The 14794-nt window shown below is 36.5% G+C and carries 20 protein-coding genes; 12 read left to right on the top strand and 8 right to left on the bottom strand.

The window, feature by feature from the left end:
- Window positions 1-46 precede the first annotated feature (46 nt).
- Entirely contained in the window at window positions 47-574 is a 528-nt protein-coding gene (gene gloA, locus ABZP26_RS08655) for a lactoylglutathione lyase (protein ID WP_368484811.1), read from the bottom strand.
- Window positions 575-949: 375 nt separating this feature from the next.
- Here gloA and ABZP26_RS08650 point away from each other — a divergent pair, with 375 nt between their 5' ends.
- The 5 genes from ABZP26_RS08650 to ABZP26_RS08630 all read left to right on the top strand — a co-directional run bounded on the left by ABZP26_RS08650 (window position 950) and on the right by ABZP26_RS08630 (window position 3645).
- Complete coding sequence (locus ABZP26_RS08650) at window positions 950-1699, top strand: hypothetical protein (RefSeq protein ID WP_368484810.1); 750 nt, start codon at window positions 950-952, stop codon at window positions 1697-1699.
- A gap of 167 nt (window positions 1700-1866) precedes the next feature.
- Entirely contained in the window at window positions 1867-2175 is a 309-nt protein-coding gene (locus tag ABZP26_RS08645) for a hypothetical protein (RefSeq protein ID WP_368484808.1), read from the top strand.
- A gap of 72 nt (window positions 2176-2247) precedes the next feature.
- Window positions 2248-2481 carry a hypothetical protein gene (locus ABZP26_RS08640; protein WP_368484807.1) on the top strand — a complete coding sequence of 78 codons (234 nt, stop codon included), beginning with the start codon at window positions 2248-2250 and terminating at the stop codon, window positions 2479-2481.
- A 113-nt stretch (window positions 2482-2594) separates the two neighbouring features.
- Complete coding sequence (locus ABZP26_RS08635) at window positions 2595-3173, top strand: cold shock domain-containing protein (protein WP_368484806.1); 579 nt, start codon at window positions 2595-2597, stop codon at window positions 3171-3173.
- A 163-nt stretch (window positions 3174-3336) separates the two neighbouring features.
- Window positions 3337-3645 (top strand): DUF6419 family natural product biosynthesis protein, encoded by a 309-nt coding sequence (locus ABZP26_RS08630; RefSeq protein ID WP_368484805.1) that lies wholly within the window; start codon window positions 3337-3339, stop codon window positions 3643-3645.
- A 240-nt stretch (window positions 3646-3885) separates the two neighbouring features.
- On the opposite strand, the gene bktB is transcribed toward ABZP26_RS08630, so the two are convergent.
- From bktB to ABZP26_RS08615, 3 genes are all read right to left on the bottom strand, one after another.
- A complete protein-coding gene (gene bktB / locus ABZP26_RS08625; protein WP_368484804.1) occupies window positions 3886-5079 on the bottom strand; it encodes a beta-ketothiolase BktB in 1194 nt (397 codons plus the stop codon).
- 231 nt (window positions 5080-5310) lie between these two features.
- Window positions 5311-6768, bottom strand: coding sequence for an aerolysin family beta-barrel pore-forming toxin (locus tag ABZP26_RS08620; RefSeq protein ID WP_273179921.1), 1458 nt, complete (start codon window positions 6766-6768; stop codon window positions 5311-5313).
- 182 nt (window positions 6769-6950) lie between these two features.
- Window positions 6951-7832 (bottom strand): LysR family transcriptional regulator, encoded by an 882-nt coding sequence (locus ABZP26_RS08615; RefSeq protein ID WP_033103433.1) that lies wholly within the window; start codon window positions 7830-7832, stop codon window positions 6951-6953.
- A gap of 394 nt (window positions 7833-8226) precedes the next feature.
- On the opposite strand from ABZP26_RS08615, the gene ABZP26_RS08610 reads away from it, so the two are divergent.
- Entirely contained in the window at window positions 8227-8394 is a 168-nt protein-coding gene (locus ABZP26_RS08610; RefSeq protein WP_167380509.1) for a hypothetical protein, read from the top strand.
- Between the two features lie 143 nt (window positions 8395-8537).
- On the opposite strand, the gene msrA is transcribed toward ABZP26_RS08610, so the two are convergent.
- On the bottom strand, window positions 8538-9134 hold the full coding sequence (gene msrA / locus ABZP26_RS08605; protein ID WP_090492574.1) for a peptide-methionine (S)-S-oxide reductase MsrA: 597 nt from the start codon (window positions 9132-9134) through the stop codon (window positions 8538-8540).
- 123 nt (window positions 9135-9257) lie between these two features.
- Here msrA and ABZP26_RS08600 point away from each other — a divergent pair, with 123 nt between their 5' ends.
- From ABZP26_RS08600 to ABZP26_RS08590, 3 genes are all read left to right on the top strand, one after another.
- Window positions 9258-9857 carry a MepB family protein gene (locus ABZP26_RS08600; protein ID WP_368484802.1) on the top strand — a complete coding sequence of 200 codons (600 nt, stop codon included), beginning with the start codon at window positions 9258-9260 and terminating at the stop codon, window positions 9855-9857.
- 95 nt (window positions 9858-9952) lie between these two features.
- Window positions 9953-10147 carry a CPXCG motif-containing cysteine-rich protein gene (locus ABZP26_RS08595; RefSeq protein WP_036956501.1) on the top strand — a complete coding sequence of 65 codons (195 nt, stop codon included), beginning with the start codon at window positions 9953-9955 and terminating at the stop codon, window positions 10145-10147.
- A 17-nt stretch (window positions 10148-10164) separates the two neighbouring features.
- The gene (locus ABZP26_RS08590; RefSeq protein ID WP_290190989.1) at window positions 10165-10635 is read left to right on the top strand and encodes a GNAT family N-acetyltransferase; all 471 of its coding nucleotides are present in this window, start codon (window positions 10165-10167) and stop codon (window positions 10633-10635) included.
- A 15-nt stretch (window positions 10636-10650) separates the two neighbouring features.
- On the opposite strand, the gene ABZP26_RS08585 is transcribed toward ABZP26_RS08590, so the two are convergent.
- Complete coding sequence (locus tag ABZP26_RS08585) at window positions 10651-10854, bottom strand: hypothetical protein (protein WP_013464954.1); 204 nt, start codon at window positions 10852-10854, stop codon at window positions 10651-10653.
- Between the two features lie 99 nt (window positions 10855-10953).
- On the opposite strand from ABZP26_RS08585, the gene ABZP26_RS08580 reads away from it, so the two are divergent.
- Window positions 10954-11463 carry a GNAT family N-acetyltransferase gene (locus ABZP26_RS08580; protein ID WP_290190988.1) on the top strand — a complete coding sequence of 170 codons (510 nt, stop codon included), beginning with the start codon at window positions 10954-10956 and terminating at the stop codon, window positions 11461-11463.
- On the top strand, window positions 11460-12332 hold the full coding sequence (locus ABZP26_RS08575) for an alpha/beta hydrolase (protein WP_368484801.1): 873 nt from the start codon (window positions 11460-11462) through the stop codon (window positions 12330-12332). Before ABZP26_RS08580 ends, ABZP26_RS08575 begins: the two co-directional genes overlap by 4 nt.
- A gap of 333 nt (window positions 12333-12665) precedes the next feature.
- Here ABZP26_RS08575 and ABZP26_RS08570 read toward each other — a convergent pair whose 3' ends face one another.
- Complete coding sequence (locus ABZP26_RS08570; protein ID WP_028835232.1) at window positions 12666-13187, bottom strand: TetR/AcrR family transcriptional regulator; 522 nt, start codon at window positions 13185-13187, stop codon at window positions 12666-12668.
- Window positions 13188-13298: 111 nt separating this feature from the next.
- Between ABZP26_RS08570 and ABZP26_RS08565 the strand changes: the two genes are divergently transcribed.
- Window positions 13299-13481, top strand: coding sequence for a hypothetical protein (locus ABZP26_RS08565; protein WP_368484800.1), 183 nt, complete (start codon window positions 13299-13301; stop codon window positions 13479-13481).
- A 95-nt stretch (window positions 13482-13576) separates the two neighbouring features.
- Here the strand turns inward: ABZP26_RS08565 and ABZP26_RS08560 are convergent, their stop codons facing one another.
- Window positions 13577-14785: a porin gene (locus ABZP26_RS08560; protein WP_368484798.1), complete on the bottom strand. Its 1209-nt coding sequence runs from the start codon at window positions 14783-14785 to the stop codon at window positions 13577-13579.
- Window positions 14786-14794: the final 9 nt, after the last annotated feature.

Here is a 14794-nt window from a genome sequence, read left to right as displayed (position 1 = left end):
TAAACAAAAAGCCTGCATTTGCAGGCTTTTTTATTTTTAATGTTTTTTATTGCGATTGAATAATGTCAGTAATGCCCTCTGGCGAGAGTATTTCAATCCAGTAACCATCAGGGTCTTTAATAAAGGCAAGGCCTTTCATTGAACCACCGTCTGGCTGTTTTACAAACTCCACATCATACTTAGCAAAGCGCTCACAGGCTGCGTATACATCGGGTACGCTTATACCAATATGGCCAAAGCCTTTTGGTTCTTCATTACCACTGTGATAACCGCTAAAGCTGTCGTCGTTTTCAGTGCCCCAGTTATGGGTAAGCTCAATGAGTGCAGGGCGGCGAAACACCCACTGCGTTTTTTGTTTATCATCGCCTTTTGGCATGTCTTGTTCGTAGCCTAAAAAGTACAAGGTAAACTCCATACCAGGAAAGTCGAACTTACCTAACAACTTCATGCCCAATACGTTTTCATAAAATGCCAGCGACGGTTTTGGATCTTTAATACGCAACATAGTTTGCTGCATTACATAGCCCTCAGTGGCTTGTGCAATTTGCTCTGGAGATTCGTTATAGCTAGACATGAAATAATCCTTAAAAAATAACTTTAAAACCTTAATGGATTTAAAAAGGCAGGGTGTACGCTCATCATAATAAACAGCAGCAAAAATTAAAACCACCTTGCTAAATTACCAGCCAGTTAGTTGGGTGCTTTGTAAGCGGAAAATGGCATATTTAGCGATACTGTTTACTTATACAGTATTTATTTTTGTCTCATAACATTATTAAAAGTCGTTTTGGTATACTTTAACAATAGTCATTTTTATAGCCTACGTAATTACTTGTTTACATTGAAGTTGTTTAGTGGAATTATTGAACAATGTAATATACGCTGCTTTGGGGTGTTATAACCCCCCAAAATGGTATTCAATAAGCTGTTATACAAATGAGGAGTTTCGGTGTATAGCACAGAACAAAAACTGGTTGATGAGTTATTTCATTCGGCTGAATGCGGCGAAAACCTGTTCGATCTCACAATAGCCTCGTTGAATACGCAAATGAATGAGGAGTACGCTGTACTTAAGCGGGAGTTGGATACAGCTGAAAAACGTTACGATGACTGGAAGTCGGATTACGACGCAAAAAACCAAGCTACTGATGAGTACGTTGAATTTAGTATCGATGAGTATCATGACTTGCTTTTAGACTGCCAAGCATCACAAGCTCACAGTGAATACATTGCTGATCAAGTATTTGCTTTAGTGGAAATGCAAGTGATCTACTCATTCAAACAGTTGGAAATTACGCTTAAGAGCTTGCTGTCTTTAGCTTTTGATAACGTTGACAAAAAATCTTTATTCAATTGGAAATCTTTGAAAAAAGAGTATAACTCAAGAAACGTCAAAATAAGTGAGGCTGACAATTATGTGCCAATTAATCAGTTGCGTGTTGTTAACAATGCTCTGAAGCATTCTTCGAAAATCACTCAAGAAGTAAAAGAATTAGCAATTGTAGAATTTCGTGACTTAGAACTTTTTGACTATGAATCACTGAACTCTTTTTATAAGCGTATTAAAGATGACATAAAGGTTTTCTTACTTTCAGTAGTTTGTATGCTTGTGAGTTCTCTAGGGTTATCTCACTTACACTGGAGAACCAACCCAAACAGAGATGAGACGTTTGAGTTTGATATGGATATACCGTTCTGAAGTAATGTCGAAATAATTTGTATAACAAGCAATTTAAGAGGGATTCACAACGCTTGGCACTTTTGCTTCTACTTCAGTTTTAGTGTTTATGGCACAATGCGTTAGGTTAGGGTGGAGGCGTTGTTCACCCCTTAATTGGGCGTTAGGCGAATAAATAAGGAATTAGCATGGAACGAGGAATCGTCATATCACCAGATTTTCACTTTCTGCCAAACGGTAGTACTTACTTTGAAGCAGCAGTAGATCAAGATGAATTGCGAAAGTACTTACTGTATTGGGATAAAATCGAAGTTCCTTTAACATCTATGGTGTTATTTGAATGTAGTGATTTTGATTTTCTAAATGATGCAGGTATTTTGACTCGCACACCTTACTCAACATCTGACGTAAGGTTAATGAATATTCGTGACTCTTATAAAAACCAAATGGGGTCAAATCTTGACTTCAGACATCAAACTCATGTGGCAACCTTATAAGCTGCTTTTAAAATGCTGGTAGCTTATAAGCTAATTAATCTCTAAGTTAAATTTAAAAGAAAAGGATTTTTTATGAAAGGTATTAAACGTATTTGGTTTTGGTTTACGCTAGTTGTATGTCCATTTTTGGTTATTTTAGGTGTGGCTACCTTTGCACAGTTGTTAGGGCAGTACATGTATTCTCAGCAATTTAGTTTTTCTTCGCTATCTAGCTTTCAAATAGCGTTTATGTGTGGCGGGATTTGTGCGTTTTCTGTATTTTTAAGCACATTAAAAGAAGCAAAAATACGCTTTTTTGCAAAATGAGTTAGTTAATATGGAAAAGTGAGGTTGTTGGTGGGCTCACCAAGGTTTGCTTGGTTTTAAGCCTCTTTTAAAACGGCTGTAAAATTAAAAATAATAAACTAGGCGACTCAAGGATGAACAAAGGATTATTAAAATCGTGGAATGACGATAAAGGCTTTGGCTTTATTAAATCAACTACACTGCAACACGATACCTTTATACACATATCGTCGCTCAAACATATGAGCCGAAAACCTAAAGTAGGTGACATTATCTATTTTGAGGTTGCAACTGAGCCTAACGGCAAAACCAAAGCAGTAAATTGCCGTATTGAGGGCGTATTAGCACAACCACAAATAAAGGCCTCAACAAGGCCGATTAAAATAAGCAAAACGTCACGTAAAAACTCACCGTTAATGAAACTTATAACGCTTGCCATTATTTTTAGTATTGGTTTTAGTGTGTATAAAACCGGTTTTTTAAATACCAAGCAAACACCTGTAGTGACTAATGCTAATTTAGAGTCATTTATGCCCGCTAGTTCAAACTCACCTACTAAAACACCACCAACATTTCGCTGTGATGGCCGCCAACATTGTAGCCAAATGACCTCCTATGCAGAGGCGTTATTTTTTATTCAACATTGCCCAAATACTAAAATGGACGGTGATAGAGATGGCGAGCCCTGTGAGCGGCAGTTTGGAAATAAGTAGTTTTATATTGGGGTTATTGATAAATCAAAAAGTTAGTTGAAACCTGTTAGGTGGAATACGATTTTTGATAATACAGCTATAAATAGCTGGTGGAAAAAAGGCACGATAAGGTGCTTTAAGTTAAGCTATATTGAATTAACTGTTAAACACCATGGAGGATGTTATGTTTAAAATAATAATTGGTTGTGCTGTCATATTTTCGTTTGTTTGCATGTTACTCGCCGCTGCACCTTTTACGCCTGCGATATCAGGATCATTTATTATGCTGTTGTTTGCAGGAGCTATTGGTTACAAGGGCTACCTGCAATCAAGTTTAATACTGCTGTTAATTAATACGCTGGCAGTTATTGGCAGCCCAGCTATAAATATAGAAAACACAGAAACATTACTGTTTTTGCCAATATTATTTTTAATCTCATTTGGTGGTGTTTTAGTAGGCGTAAGAAAGTTAACTATAAAACACGTTTTGTAGACGAGAGTTTTTCTCATGTTTGATGGTTAACCTATAAGTTGACGCAACTTTTATCTCTCTAAGTGAAAAAAGCCTTAAAATCGATTTTCACAAAGAGAAACTCAAGAGGGGGAGTACGAAAGAATATAACTTCCACGTTTTTATTTCCTCTAAAAGCAAAGCGTCTCTTAGTACTCTTTGTGAATAAAGCCTTTATACTTAAACCTACTGTGATATCAAATAGTTGTTATAAACTTAGAATCAAAGCGCTTCAAAAATGGCTGCAATGCCTTGCCCGCCGCCAATACACATTGTGACTAACCCAAACTTGCCTTGAATTCGTTTGAGTTCATACAAGCATTTGGTGGTTAGTATGGCGCCCGTTGCGCCAACAGGGTGCCCTAAAGCAATGGCGCCGCCATTCGGGTTTACTTTATGGGGAGGGAAATTTAACTCGTTTGCAACGCACAGAGCTTGTACTGCAAAGGCCTCGTTAGACTCAATTACATCCATATCGTCAATGGTTAAGCCGGTTTTTTCAAATACCTGTTGTACTGCAGGAATAGGGCCGATACCCATTAAAGTAGGATCAACGCCTGCTCTAGCATAACCCACTAAACGAGCGAGCGGTTTTAAGCCTTGCTCATTGGCTTTTTGCTCAGACATGAGTACTAACATGGCCGCACCATCGTTTATACCGGATGAGCTTGCTGCGGTAACGGTGCCATCTTTTTTAAAGTAGGGCTTTAAGGTGGCAAGTTTTTCGGCTGTGGTATCGGCGCGAACATGTTCGTCGGTGTCAAAAATGTGCGTCCCTTTTCGCGACTTGATTTCTAAAGGTACTATTTGCTGTTTAAAATGGCCTGCAGCAATGGCTTTTGCGGCTTTATGATGGCTGTTTGCTGTGTACTCGTCTTGCTGCTGACGGCTAATTGAATATTTTTTTGTAATGTTTTCAGCAGTTATTCCCATCGGGTTATTATCCCATGGGTCTTGTAAGGTCGTGGTGAGCTCATCGACCATAGTGCTATTACCCATTTTTTGCCCCCAGCGATTACTTTCAAGGGTATAGGCAGAGCTACTCATGCTTTCTGCTCCGCCAGCAAGGGCTGCATCTACATCACCTAATTGAATTTGTTGTGCCGCTTGAATAATGGCTTCAAGGCCAGAGCCACATAAGCGATTAAGCGTTACAGCGTGGCTGCTTATAGGCAACCCAGCATCGAGACCAATGACTCTGGATAGGTAAGCGTCTTTAGGGCCGTTATGAATAACTTTGCCTACCACACATGAACCTACTTGGTTAGGGATAAGTTTAGACCGATTTAGGGCTTCTTTTGCGCACAAAGTGCCAAGCTCAGCTGGGCTAAAATCTTTGAGACTGCCACCAAAGCTGCCGATAGCGGTACGAACCGCACTGAGTATTACTACGCTGTTGTTTGTATTTTGTGCCATTGTTGTTCTCTTATTATTTTTATAATCACTTTGTGCTGGTGTATGTTAATAGACTAATGTGATTAATAGTTTTATTAATGCATCAAAGCATAATTTCTCAATAAACTAAAGGCGAGGTTGGTTCAGCTGTATATGTATTTTAATAAAGGGAATAGTAAAGTAGGTGAGTAGTAATAATATTTTTGTTTAAATTTATGAAATAGGGCTCTCATTATGAGAGCCCACAGGTGTTTATAAATCAATCATTTCAATATTAACAACGACATTTTTAAAACCCGCATCTTCAAACTCTTTTTTTAACTTTTCTGCACTAGAGTACTCACTAGATGAAACACTTCGCTTACTTCTTTGGTTAGTGACAATTGGGGTTTCGTCACCAAAGTAAACACTGCCCGCAAATTGGCTTTGTGCATAAAAGTGGCCTGTTAGGGTTGTTTTTTTAGGTCTTAAAACATGGCTTAAATAGTATTGCATTGTTGATAAGCTTGTTTGTTGTATCATCCAAGGCCAATCCCATTTTTTATTCTCACCTGGTATATAGCGGTGTTCCCATTGATACTCAATGCTTTTATCTTGACCTGACCAACGGCCAATTACAAAATTAGCAGTGTCGTTAGGTCTGTTTTCTGGGTGGGTTAATAAAGCATTGCCTCCCCATCGCATAAAGCCATTTATAGATAGATCATAGGTAATATCAGCATCGAATGCATAAGGATACGATATTGATGATTTAAACAAATCGACCTTTGCATTAAGCTGTGTGTATGCTGGTACATTGGTTCTTGCCTGTACAACTACTCGCTCAGCTTCTGAGCCGCCATTACTTGTTCCCCATGCTTGCTCCGCTGCGATTGTGACTGATAGCGAAGTGTCTGATCCGCCAGTAACAGAGGGAGACTTCCATGTATTAGATAATGTAACAGACTCAGAAATACTGTAATCATTGGTTTTAGACCAGTTGGTTGCCGCATCGTATTCAATTGTAACCACTGACATTTGAGCTGCTGACGTGTCATTCACTGCAGGGACTGTTAACGTTTTTATTAGTTCTTTGTCGGCAGCAACAATATCACCTGTTATTTTATATGACTCGTTATCCATCACATATTCAAAGTTAGATACGGTAATAGCTGACTTTTCATCACATCGATAACCATCACAACTGCCACCATTGTAACCTTGTATTTTCCACCCTGAGCCCGTTTTGGTTACCTCCATGTCATCACCCACATAGCTAGAGCGATTTCCACCAACCCACGCAAATCCCATTGTATGGGCAAGGTATGAAAGGGGTTTTATAAACCCCTCTTTTTGATTCACTAAGTCCCATTCAATTTGGCTTTGACTGCCTGGCGATACTTTTACGGGACTTAATGTAGGGATCTCATTAATAGGATCGTTAGGGTAGCACCAAGAATTTGCAGCAGTCCCTTGTTTTATTTCACCTGCGTAGCCAGAACCCATAATAACCCAGCCATTAGCTAATCCCGTTATTTGCCACTTACCCATTTTGTTAGTAAGTTCATTTCTGTAGGTTTGCGCTTCAGCCTTTGTAATTAGTCTATTATCAGTTGAGCAAACTCCAGCACCTAAGCTTTCATTTTTAAGTTGATCTGGATAAATTGCAGTTGTATTAGCACTTACAAAACTTGTATGCGACAACAGCAATAGGGGTAATATTTTTTTCATTAAGTTACATCCTTTAAAATTATATTTAAATGAGGTCCTAATTAAATAATCTAATTTTGGACCGATTTTGATTCTAAAGAACTCGCTTTATTTTTATAGAGTGTTATATGAAAGTTGATTTTTCAAAAATATTAGTTGCTTAAACATTACAAAAATTAATTAAATTATTAATGCTGCGGTAGCTACATTTTGATTCCTTTGAGAGAGTGCTCTAAAAAATCAATTAAATAGCGTGTGCTTTTTGGAATTAATTTATCAGGCCATATCAGGTTTACATCTCGCTTTATGGGTTTGAATTGCGTTAATACTTCAACCAAGCTTTCGTCTTTTATATGCGGTAATAAACAATATTTAGGGCCATAATATACACCTCTTCCTTCAATAGCAGCTAAGGCACACATTTCTATATCGTTAGAAATAAAGTTAGGTTGAGGTTTAAAAATTACCTGTTCATTTTTATTTGTTTTAAAGGACCAGTTTTCGAATGGCGAGCACGATATGTGGGGTAGTTTAGCTAAATCGTCAAAATTACTTGGTATGCCATATTGCTCAATTAAACTCGATGAACAAGCTAAAACAAAACTCATTTGGTTAATAACTTTACATATATTTTGAGAGCTATCTAGTTTTCCAATTCTAATGGCTAAATCAAACTCGGTAGCTTTTAAATCAAGGCGTTCATCCGATAGCATCATATGAATTTTAATATTTGGATAAAGTAATGTGAATTGATTTATAACGCCTGAGAAGTACACACTCTTTATAAAGTTTTGCGGCGCTATTAGTTTAATTTTACTCACTTTATTTTCACTGAAATTCTTAAAATTGCACAGCGTAGTTTGTAAACCTTCTACATGGGCTAGGCAGTGGCTATAAAAACTCTTTCCAGGTTCTGTTAATCGCAAACTTCCTTTTTCACGATAAAACAACGCTAACGATAAGTCTTCTTCAAGTTTTTTTATTTTTCTTTGTAAAGTGGGTAAAGGAATATTTAACTTTACTGACGCTTCATTAAATGTTTTGTAATGATTTACTTTTATAAAAAGCGCTATGATATCAAGCAAGGTAAATCTCCTGTATTAATTTAAGACATGAAATTGTATTTAGTACTTAATAATTAGTTAAAGTTATAAAACTAATTATTTAATTAAAGTACTCATTAGTCCCTTTTGTGGCAACAAGAAATTTACCTTTGTATTAGAATATTTAATAAATTATTGTGAGCGAAGGTGTACTTACTTGAGGTATTAGTAATTAAAGATTCTGCAAATAACGCGTTTTTTAAAATAAAAACTCAGTAGAAACAATGCGTAACATTTTACGATACGTTTTAATAGACAAACAATAAACGAGTAATTACGCTAGACACACTTTTTTGGTGAATAATCATGATGCATAGGATCTGATTACCTAAATGGAATTTGCCACGATAAATCAACAGAACCGAAGGTATTAAAGATGAATGTGTTTATAAAATGGTTGATTTTAGCTGCATTAATTATTGCTGCTATTGCCTGTTATTCTTATGGTAGCACTACTGGCTTATTTATTTTTATTATTGCGGGCTTTGTTTTTGAAATGGCATTTTGGTTTAAGGTGTTTCCTATAAAAAAGAAATCGTCATGATAGGAAGCCTATTTAACCGTCTTAAAAAATGAATTGTTTAAGTGGGCTTGCAGCTTTGAGCATAGAATAAATAATTAGTCTGCTATTACTTTGCTTAAATATTAGAAAGGCTGCATTTTTTGCAGCCTTTTGGTTTTTTAAACTCAGTGGGTAACTCTATCGCCCCAAATGTCTTCTAGGCGACTATCACGGCCACAACGCCAGCGATAGGTGTTATAACGAATAGGATTATTTTTGTAATAATCTTGGTGATAACTTTCATCGCCTTTTATCGGGTAAAAGGTTTTAGCATCGAGAATAGGGGTTACTACCGTTTGCTCAGGAAATTCGTTAACTACCGCCTGTTTAGATTGCTTAGCTAATTGTCGCTGTTGCTCATTAGCAACAAAAATCGCACTACGGTAGCTTGGGCCTTTATCACAAAACTGACCTTTTGCGTCAAAAGGATCAATATTCACCCAGTAATGGTTTAAAATATCTTGATAGCTTAATACATTAGTGTTGTAGGTAACCAGCACAGCTTCGTAGTGGCCTTGGTGATTACCATTGTAGGTTGGATTTTTAAGTTCACCACCAGTAAACCCTGAGATCACATCGGTTACACCTTCGAGTTTTTCAAAGTCACTTTCCATACACCAAAAACAGCCACCGGCTAAAATAGCTTGTTCGGTTTTAGCGTATGTTAATGAGCTAAACAAAATCCCCATAGAGGTCAATACTAGCGCTAATGTGTGTTTCATAAAAATGTTCACCTTTAGTTATGTATAAATACTTGTATAGTAAGACCCGCTAACTTTAAAAACTCTTTCATTACAAAGTTGCTTAAGGGTTTGAACTCACTTTATATAAAACGGATGCGAGATATGAAAAGTTTAATGACGAATGATCATTTGCATGATGAATTATTAATCATTTTACAAAACAACTTTGCTCCCTCAGGGTATAAACTACCAAACGCTGATGAGTTGATACCTCATAATCAAAATGCCCAATACCATGGCTATGCATTTACTTTAAACCAAAAACGTATAATTTACAGAAAAGCTAAAATTACACCCGACAGACCTGGCGCTTTTTTAGCACTATGGAAACGCCCAGCGGATTTGAGTAATTCTAAACCAATTCCATTGGCCAATGAGTTTGACTATTTATTAGTAGCGGTTTCAAGTGATGGATTAACCACTAGTAACAACCAAGTAGCAAATACACAAAGCGGTTTCTTTTTATTTCCGGTTGAGTTGTTAGTTAAAAAAGGCATCGTCACAGGTAGAAACCAAAAAGGCAAAACGGCTTTTAGAGTATTTCCGCCTTGGAGCGAAAGTAGGGCATTAAAAGGGACTGGCGCATTTAGTAATTCTGCTAAAGTCACTCAGCGTTGGCAATGCGATTATTTTTTAAATCAGAACCTACATGGCTTAGTTGATTTAATTAAGTTAAACAATATTTTAGCTAACGCTGTTTAAATTTGAATATTTAAGTCACTTTACGAGCATTGTCATATATAAGGTTGTTTACTAAAGTGAAATTATAACCTTATGTAAATTTGAAAGGGGAAATCATGAACCAGTTAACCGAAAAGTCAATTAGTTGTCCTTACTGCGGCGAAACCATAGAAGTATTAATTGATGTGGCTGATATTGATGAGCAATACATAGAAGACTGCCAAGTGTGTTGTAAGCCGATTTCGTTTGTTGTATTTGAAGATAACGACGAACTTAATGTAAATGTATACAGTGAAGATGATGCGTTTTGAAGGAATCAACAAGGCGAATGACATTACAACCACTTAATAATACGCATATTATCGAGCTAATGAGTTGGTTTAATGATCAACATGACATAACTCAATGGGCTGGCCCTTACTTTAGGTACCCATTTACGGCGCAGACTTTTATTGAAGACTTAAACCTTGATGTCTCGACTTCTTTTGTATTGGTTGGACAACAAAACGTATTACTCGCTTTTGGGCAATATTATCAACAAAAAAACAAATGTCATTTGGCGCGTTTAATAGTAAACCCTATACGAAGGGGGGAGGGAATTGCAGCCTCCCTAATTAAAGCATTATGTAAACATGGGCAATTAAACTTAAATGTTAATGATTGCTCATTGTTTATTTATAAATACAACCGAGCAGCAGTATCGGCTTATAAAAAGCTAGGCTTTAAAGTTGCTGCTAATACCCCAGAAAATCATGACTTAAGCCCATTACCAGAAAACTGTGTACATATGGTTAAGTGATAAATTTTGTTTAATTTAGCTATTTTGCTGTTCACGCGCTAATTGGTTAGGCAGCAACTGCTCTACAATTTCTCTCGCTGGTAAGGTGTAACGCACACCATCAAACATAACCGACGTAAACTCGTTAATATTAGTAATGCCGGTAAGGGTCCAACCTTCACCACGTTTTGGGCAGTAAACAGTAGTAGTTGGTTGTATTACTTTAAAATTGTCACTCATAGTTTATCTCAATTAATGCTTGTGAATACGGTATGGTAAGTTAATAATGACGCTCTATAAAGTGCTATTTAAAGCGCGTTTACTTTATTTGGCGTAGGCATGTTTAAAACTATAAAATTACCCCGCGTTACCTTACGTTTAATTACCCACAAACACGGCGCAGCGCTATTAACAATTTTAAATAATCCACTCGTTTATGAGTTTAACGATTATAAAACCCCGCTAAATAAACAGCATATTAAGCAGTTAATTCAAGATGATATCTCGAGTTATTACCAAGGTGAAGGTGTTCGGCTTGCGATTGAACATAATATATCTGGTGACCTAATTGGTACCTGTGGTTTATATAACATAAATAGCCAAACCCAAAGTGCTTATTTGGGCTTCGAACTCGATCCTTTTTATTGGCAGCAAGGCTTAATGCAAGAAGTACTTAAAGGCTTTGTCAGTGAAGTGCATAGCTCTATAAACATTGAGCACTTATATGCAGAAATTCATGGTAAAAACGTACGCTGTTATAACTTGCTTACTAAACTTGGCTTTGTATTAAAGCAGCAACTTAATAACGGTGTATGGCATAAGCAATTAACTAAAATGGATGGCGCATGAGAATTAAAAAAGCGATTATTTTAAATGTATTGTTTGCTGTTAGTGTATTTGGGTTTGCAATAACTGGGTTTAGTTATTATCAAAATAATGTTTCAGACTTTGTTGATGTAACCTTAGATTCGAAAGTGCTTAATGAGTCTCGTAAGGTATTTATAAGGTTCCCCGATGATTTTGATAAAAATAAAGCGTATCCACTTATTATAAAAACAGATGGTAATTTTAATTTAGCTAATTGGGATAAAGCGCTAAAAGCATTAAATCCTGAAAGTATATTAAATGAGGCTATTTTAGTTGCTATACCTAATCAGTTTTTTACTGATACCCGAAATCGTGATCTTGTACCACCTTATGCCAGGAAGGACGTAAATACAAATCCTCGACCTAAACATGAAACTTCGCCAGAAATTTTTGGTAAAGCTGATTTGTTTTTAGCTTTTATAGAGCAAGAGCTACTTACTTATTTAGAGGCTAACTACAGGTTAACTGAAAACCGTATATTAACGGGATTTTCGGCAGGGGGCAGTTTTACTTTATATACGCTGCATACCAAACCATCGCTATTTAATGGTTACTTTGCATTTAGCCCTGCGGCTTGGTATGACGATATGACCGTAGTAAATCATCTTAATACCTTTTTACAAGTTAAAACACAGAGCTACTATAGACCCGCCTTATTATATTTTACTGTTGGCGGGGCTGAGCATAAATTAATGCTTGAGGCGTATAATAACTTGGAGCAAAGTTTAGTCAGCCATACTAGTAACTGGTTAGTGTGGGGCAGTAAAGTAAACCCTGATGCAAAGCATAATGATAATCCAGCATTGAGTATTACGGGGGCTTTAATGGCCTATGATGAATTTATTAATTAATAATATTGTTGAACTTTAATTAAGAGTAGTACTAGCAAAACGGCTTAACTGTATATATGTACAGTTAAGCCGTTTTGCTATAAATTATTTTATGGTGTAAATGGCTGGAGGATGTAAGGTAATACATGTAAGAACACATCATACTAAATTGTGTTTAAATGTAATCTTAGCAATGGCGTAATATAAATTATCGATTTACTCATAAGTGGAGTGGTGGGTTTATAACGCTTATTGAGTTTGGCTATCTGGATCGTTAAATAAAGAATTTAAATAACAAAAAAGGTGGGCGGTGCTTTATTTATATCAGCACCGATCTATACGTTTAGGACTTAATTACAAAAGCGCTATTTTATTACTTAACTGTCTAAGCATATTTTCAGCATTTGGTAAGGGATCGTTTAACCCATCGATTAAGGTCATAAAATAACAGTCCATCATTACGCTTGCTTTTGTTTCATCAAACTTCGGTTGTTCACTAAAAAGCAGTTGTTTAAATTCATCCATCTGCGCTTTAAAAAAAGACGTTCTCCAAATGATGTCGCTAATTAATAGCTTACTAAATTCACTATTTTCACAATAAAAAGAATAAAGCGGATGAGCGTAATGACGTAACTTTAAGCGAGGGGAGTGCTGCGTATCTAACTGCTTTGCTTGGTTAATAATAACGGCTATTTGTTGTTGCATACCGGCCATCAATAAATCAATTTTATTTTCAAAATGACTAAACACTGTACCTACAGCAACATTGGCTGCAACCGCTATTTCTCTTGTTGATGTGTGATCGTAACCTTGCAGCAAAAATAATTCCCATGCTGAAGCTAAAATTTTATCGCGTGTCTTTTCTTTTTTACTCATTATATTTCAATGCTTTACTTGTTTGTTAAATAAAAGGGCTAAACCATTATTTGATTAGTTGAGCGCGCTCAATTAATATTGTGAGCATGCTCATTTTTATAAGGATGTTACATGAAGTTTATCAAACGTGTTATTGGTTATGTACTTTTTATTCCACTAATTTATTTTTATTTTTATTTGCTAGGGCCAATATTAAAAGCAGTTTTAGTCCCAGGAGGGGTTGCTTTTTTATGGCTTATTCTAGGGCCAACAGAGGGGACGCGTGCGTTAAAAAAAGCATTTAAGAAAAAATAGCTCAAGCTTCAACTAAACAAATCGAAAAAAGCCCTGCTATTTTGCAGGGCTTTAAGTTTAGCTTTGTGATTTTAAGCTTGAAAGCTCAACTGATATTAAAGAACGTATCTAAAACCAAAAGCAATACCGTCATCTTCATATTGCTCCATTAGCGCTTGCTGCTGTTTATTATTACTTTCAAAATCACCAAAGTCTTTACGTGCTTCTACATAAAGTTGTGTGTCTTGGTCAATTAAGTAATGCACACCAATAACTGCAAACTGACGCTTAAATACATCGTTAGGATCGGCATTAAAGTTTGGTTGAATTACGTAGTCATCACCTGCATCAAATAAGTTATAGGCAATAAATGGTCTAAAATCGTTATCAAAGCGATACGACACAAATGTTTCAATACCAATCGCATCTTTAATTAAACGACCTATGTTATCTGTATCGTGGTTTTCGTTTTTGTTGATATTAGCGGCTACATACAAGCCTGGCGCATCAATATTGCCCCAAATAACACCTGCACCATAAATTAAATCGTCAACAGAGCGGGTTGTTCCGTCGCCATACGTTAATTCAAACTCGCCGCGGTTAATACCCGCGGTCAGTTTTAGCTTATCAGTCACGTTATAGGTTACTGCACCGCCAAACGTATAGTTAAATTCAACTTGTTGTGCAGCAGCATCTCCAGACTCAAAATTTGCTTGGCATTGTGATTCTGTAATATTACTTACATCACAAGTATAAAAAGCGCTATTTTTTAACTGAGTTTGAACACTAAAGTCAAAGTCGTTGTAGCTATTACGGTATTGCAGTGTTTTATCACCACGACCAGTACCATTTACTGCACCATCGTCTTTGTTGTAAGTGTAAACACCGGCAGCGTTACCATCCCATACATAGCTGTAGTTTGTTGCATACACAACATCAAACCACGCACCCCATTGTTTACCAATCGTAATTTGGCCGTATTTATCGTGTTTAAGTCCTGCATAACCTAAACGATTATATAAAAACTCATCCTGAATAGATTCAAAACGGTTGTTGTATACAATATCGCTACTGCCAACAGGGTTGACACCCCATTCAACTAAAGCCATTGCTTCCCAGCCGTTTTTTAGTTGGCGTTTAAAATCAAAATTAATTCGTGAGGCACCATTGACGATTTCGTTTTGACCTTGAGTATTTATCACTCGCGCATCAATATATCCGCCTACTGCGACTGTATTTTTTTCATCCTTAAACACTTCTACTGCTGAAACACTTGGAGCAGCTAAAATACCCGCAATTGCTAGCGATACTAATTTTCTTTTCATTGTGTGTGC

It is taken from the genome of Pseudoalteromonas sp. SD03 (assembly GCF_040937955.1).
Taxonomy (GTDB): domain Bacteria; phylum Pseudomonadota; class Gammaproteobacteria; order Enterobacterales; family Alteromonadaceae; genus Pseudoalteromonas; species Pseudoalteromonas tetraodonis.
This window is presented reverse-complemented; position numbering and strand designations above follow the sequence as displayed.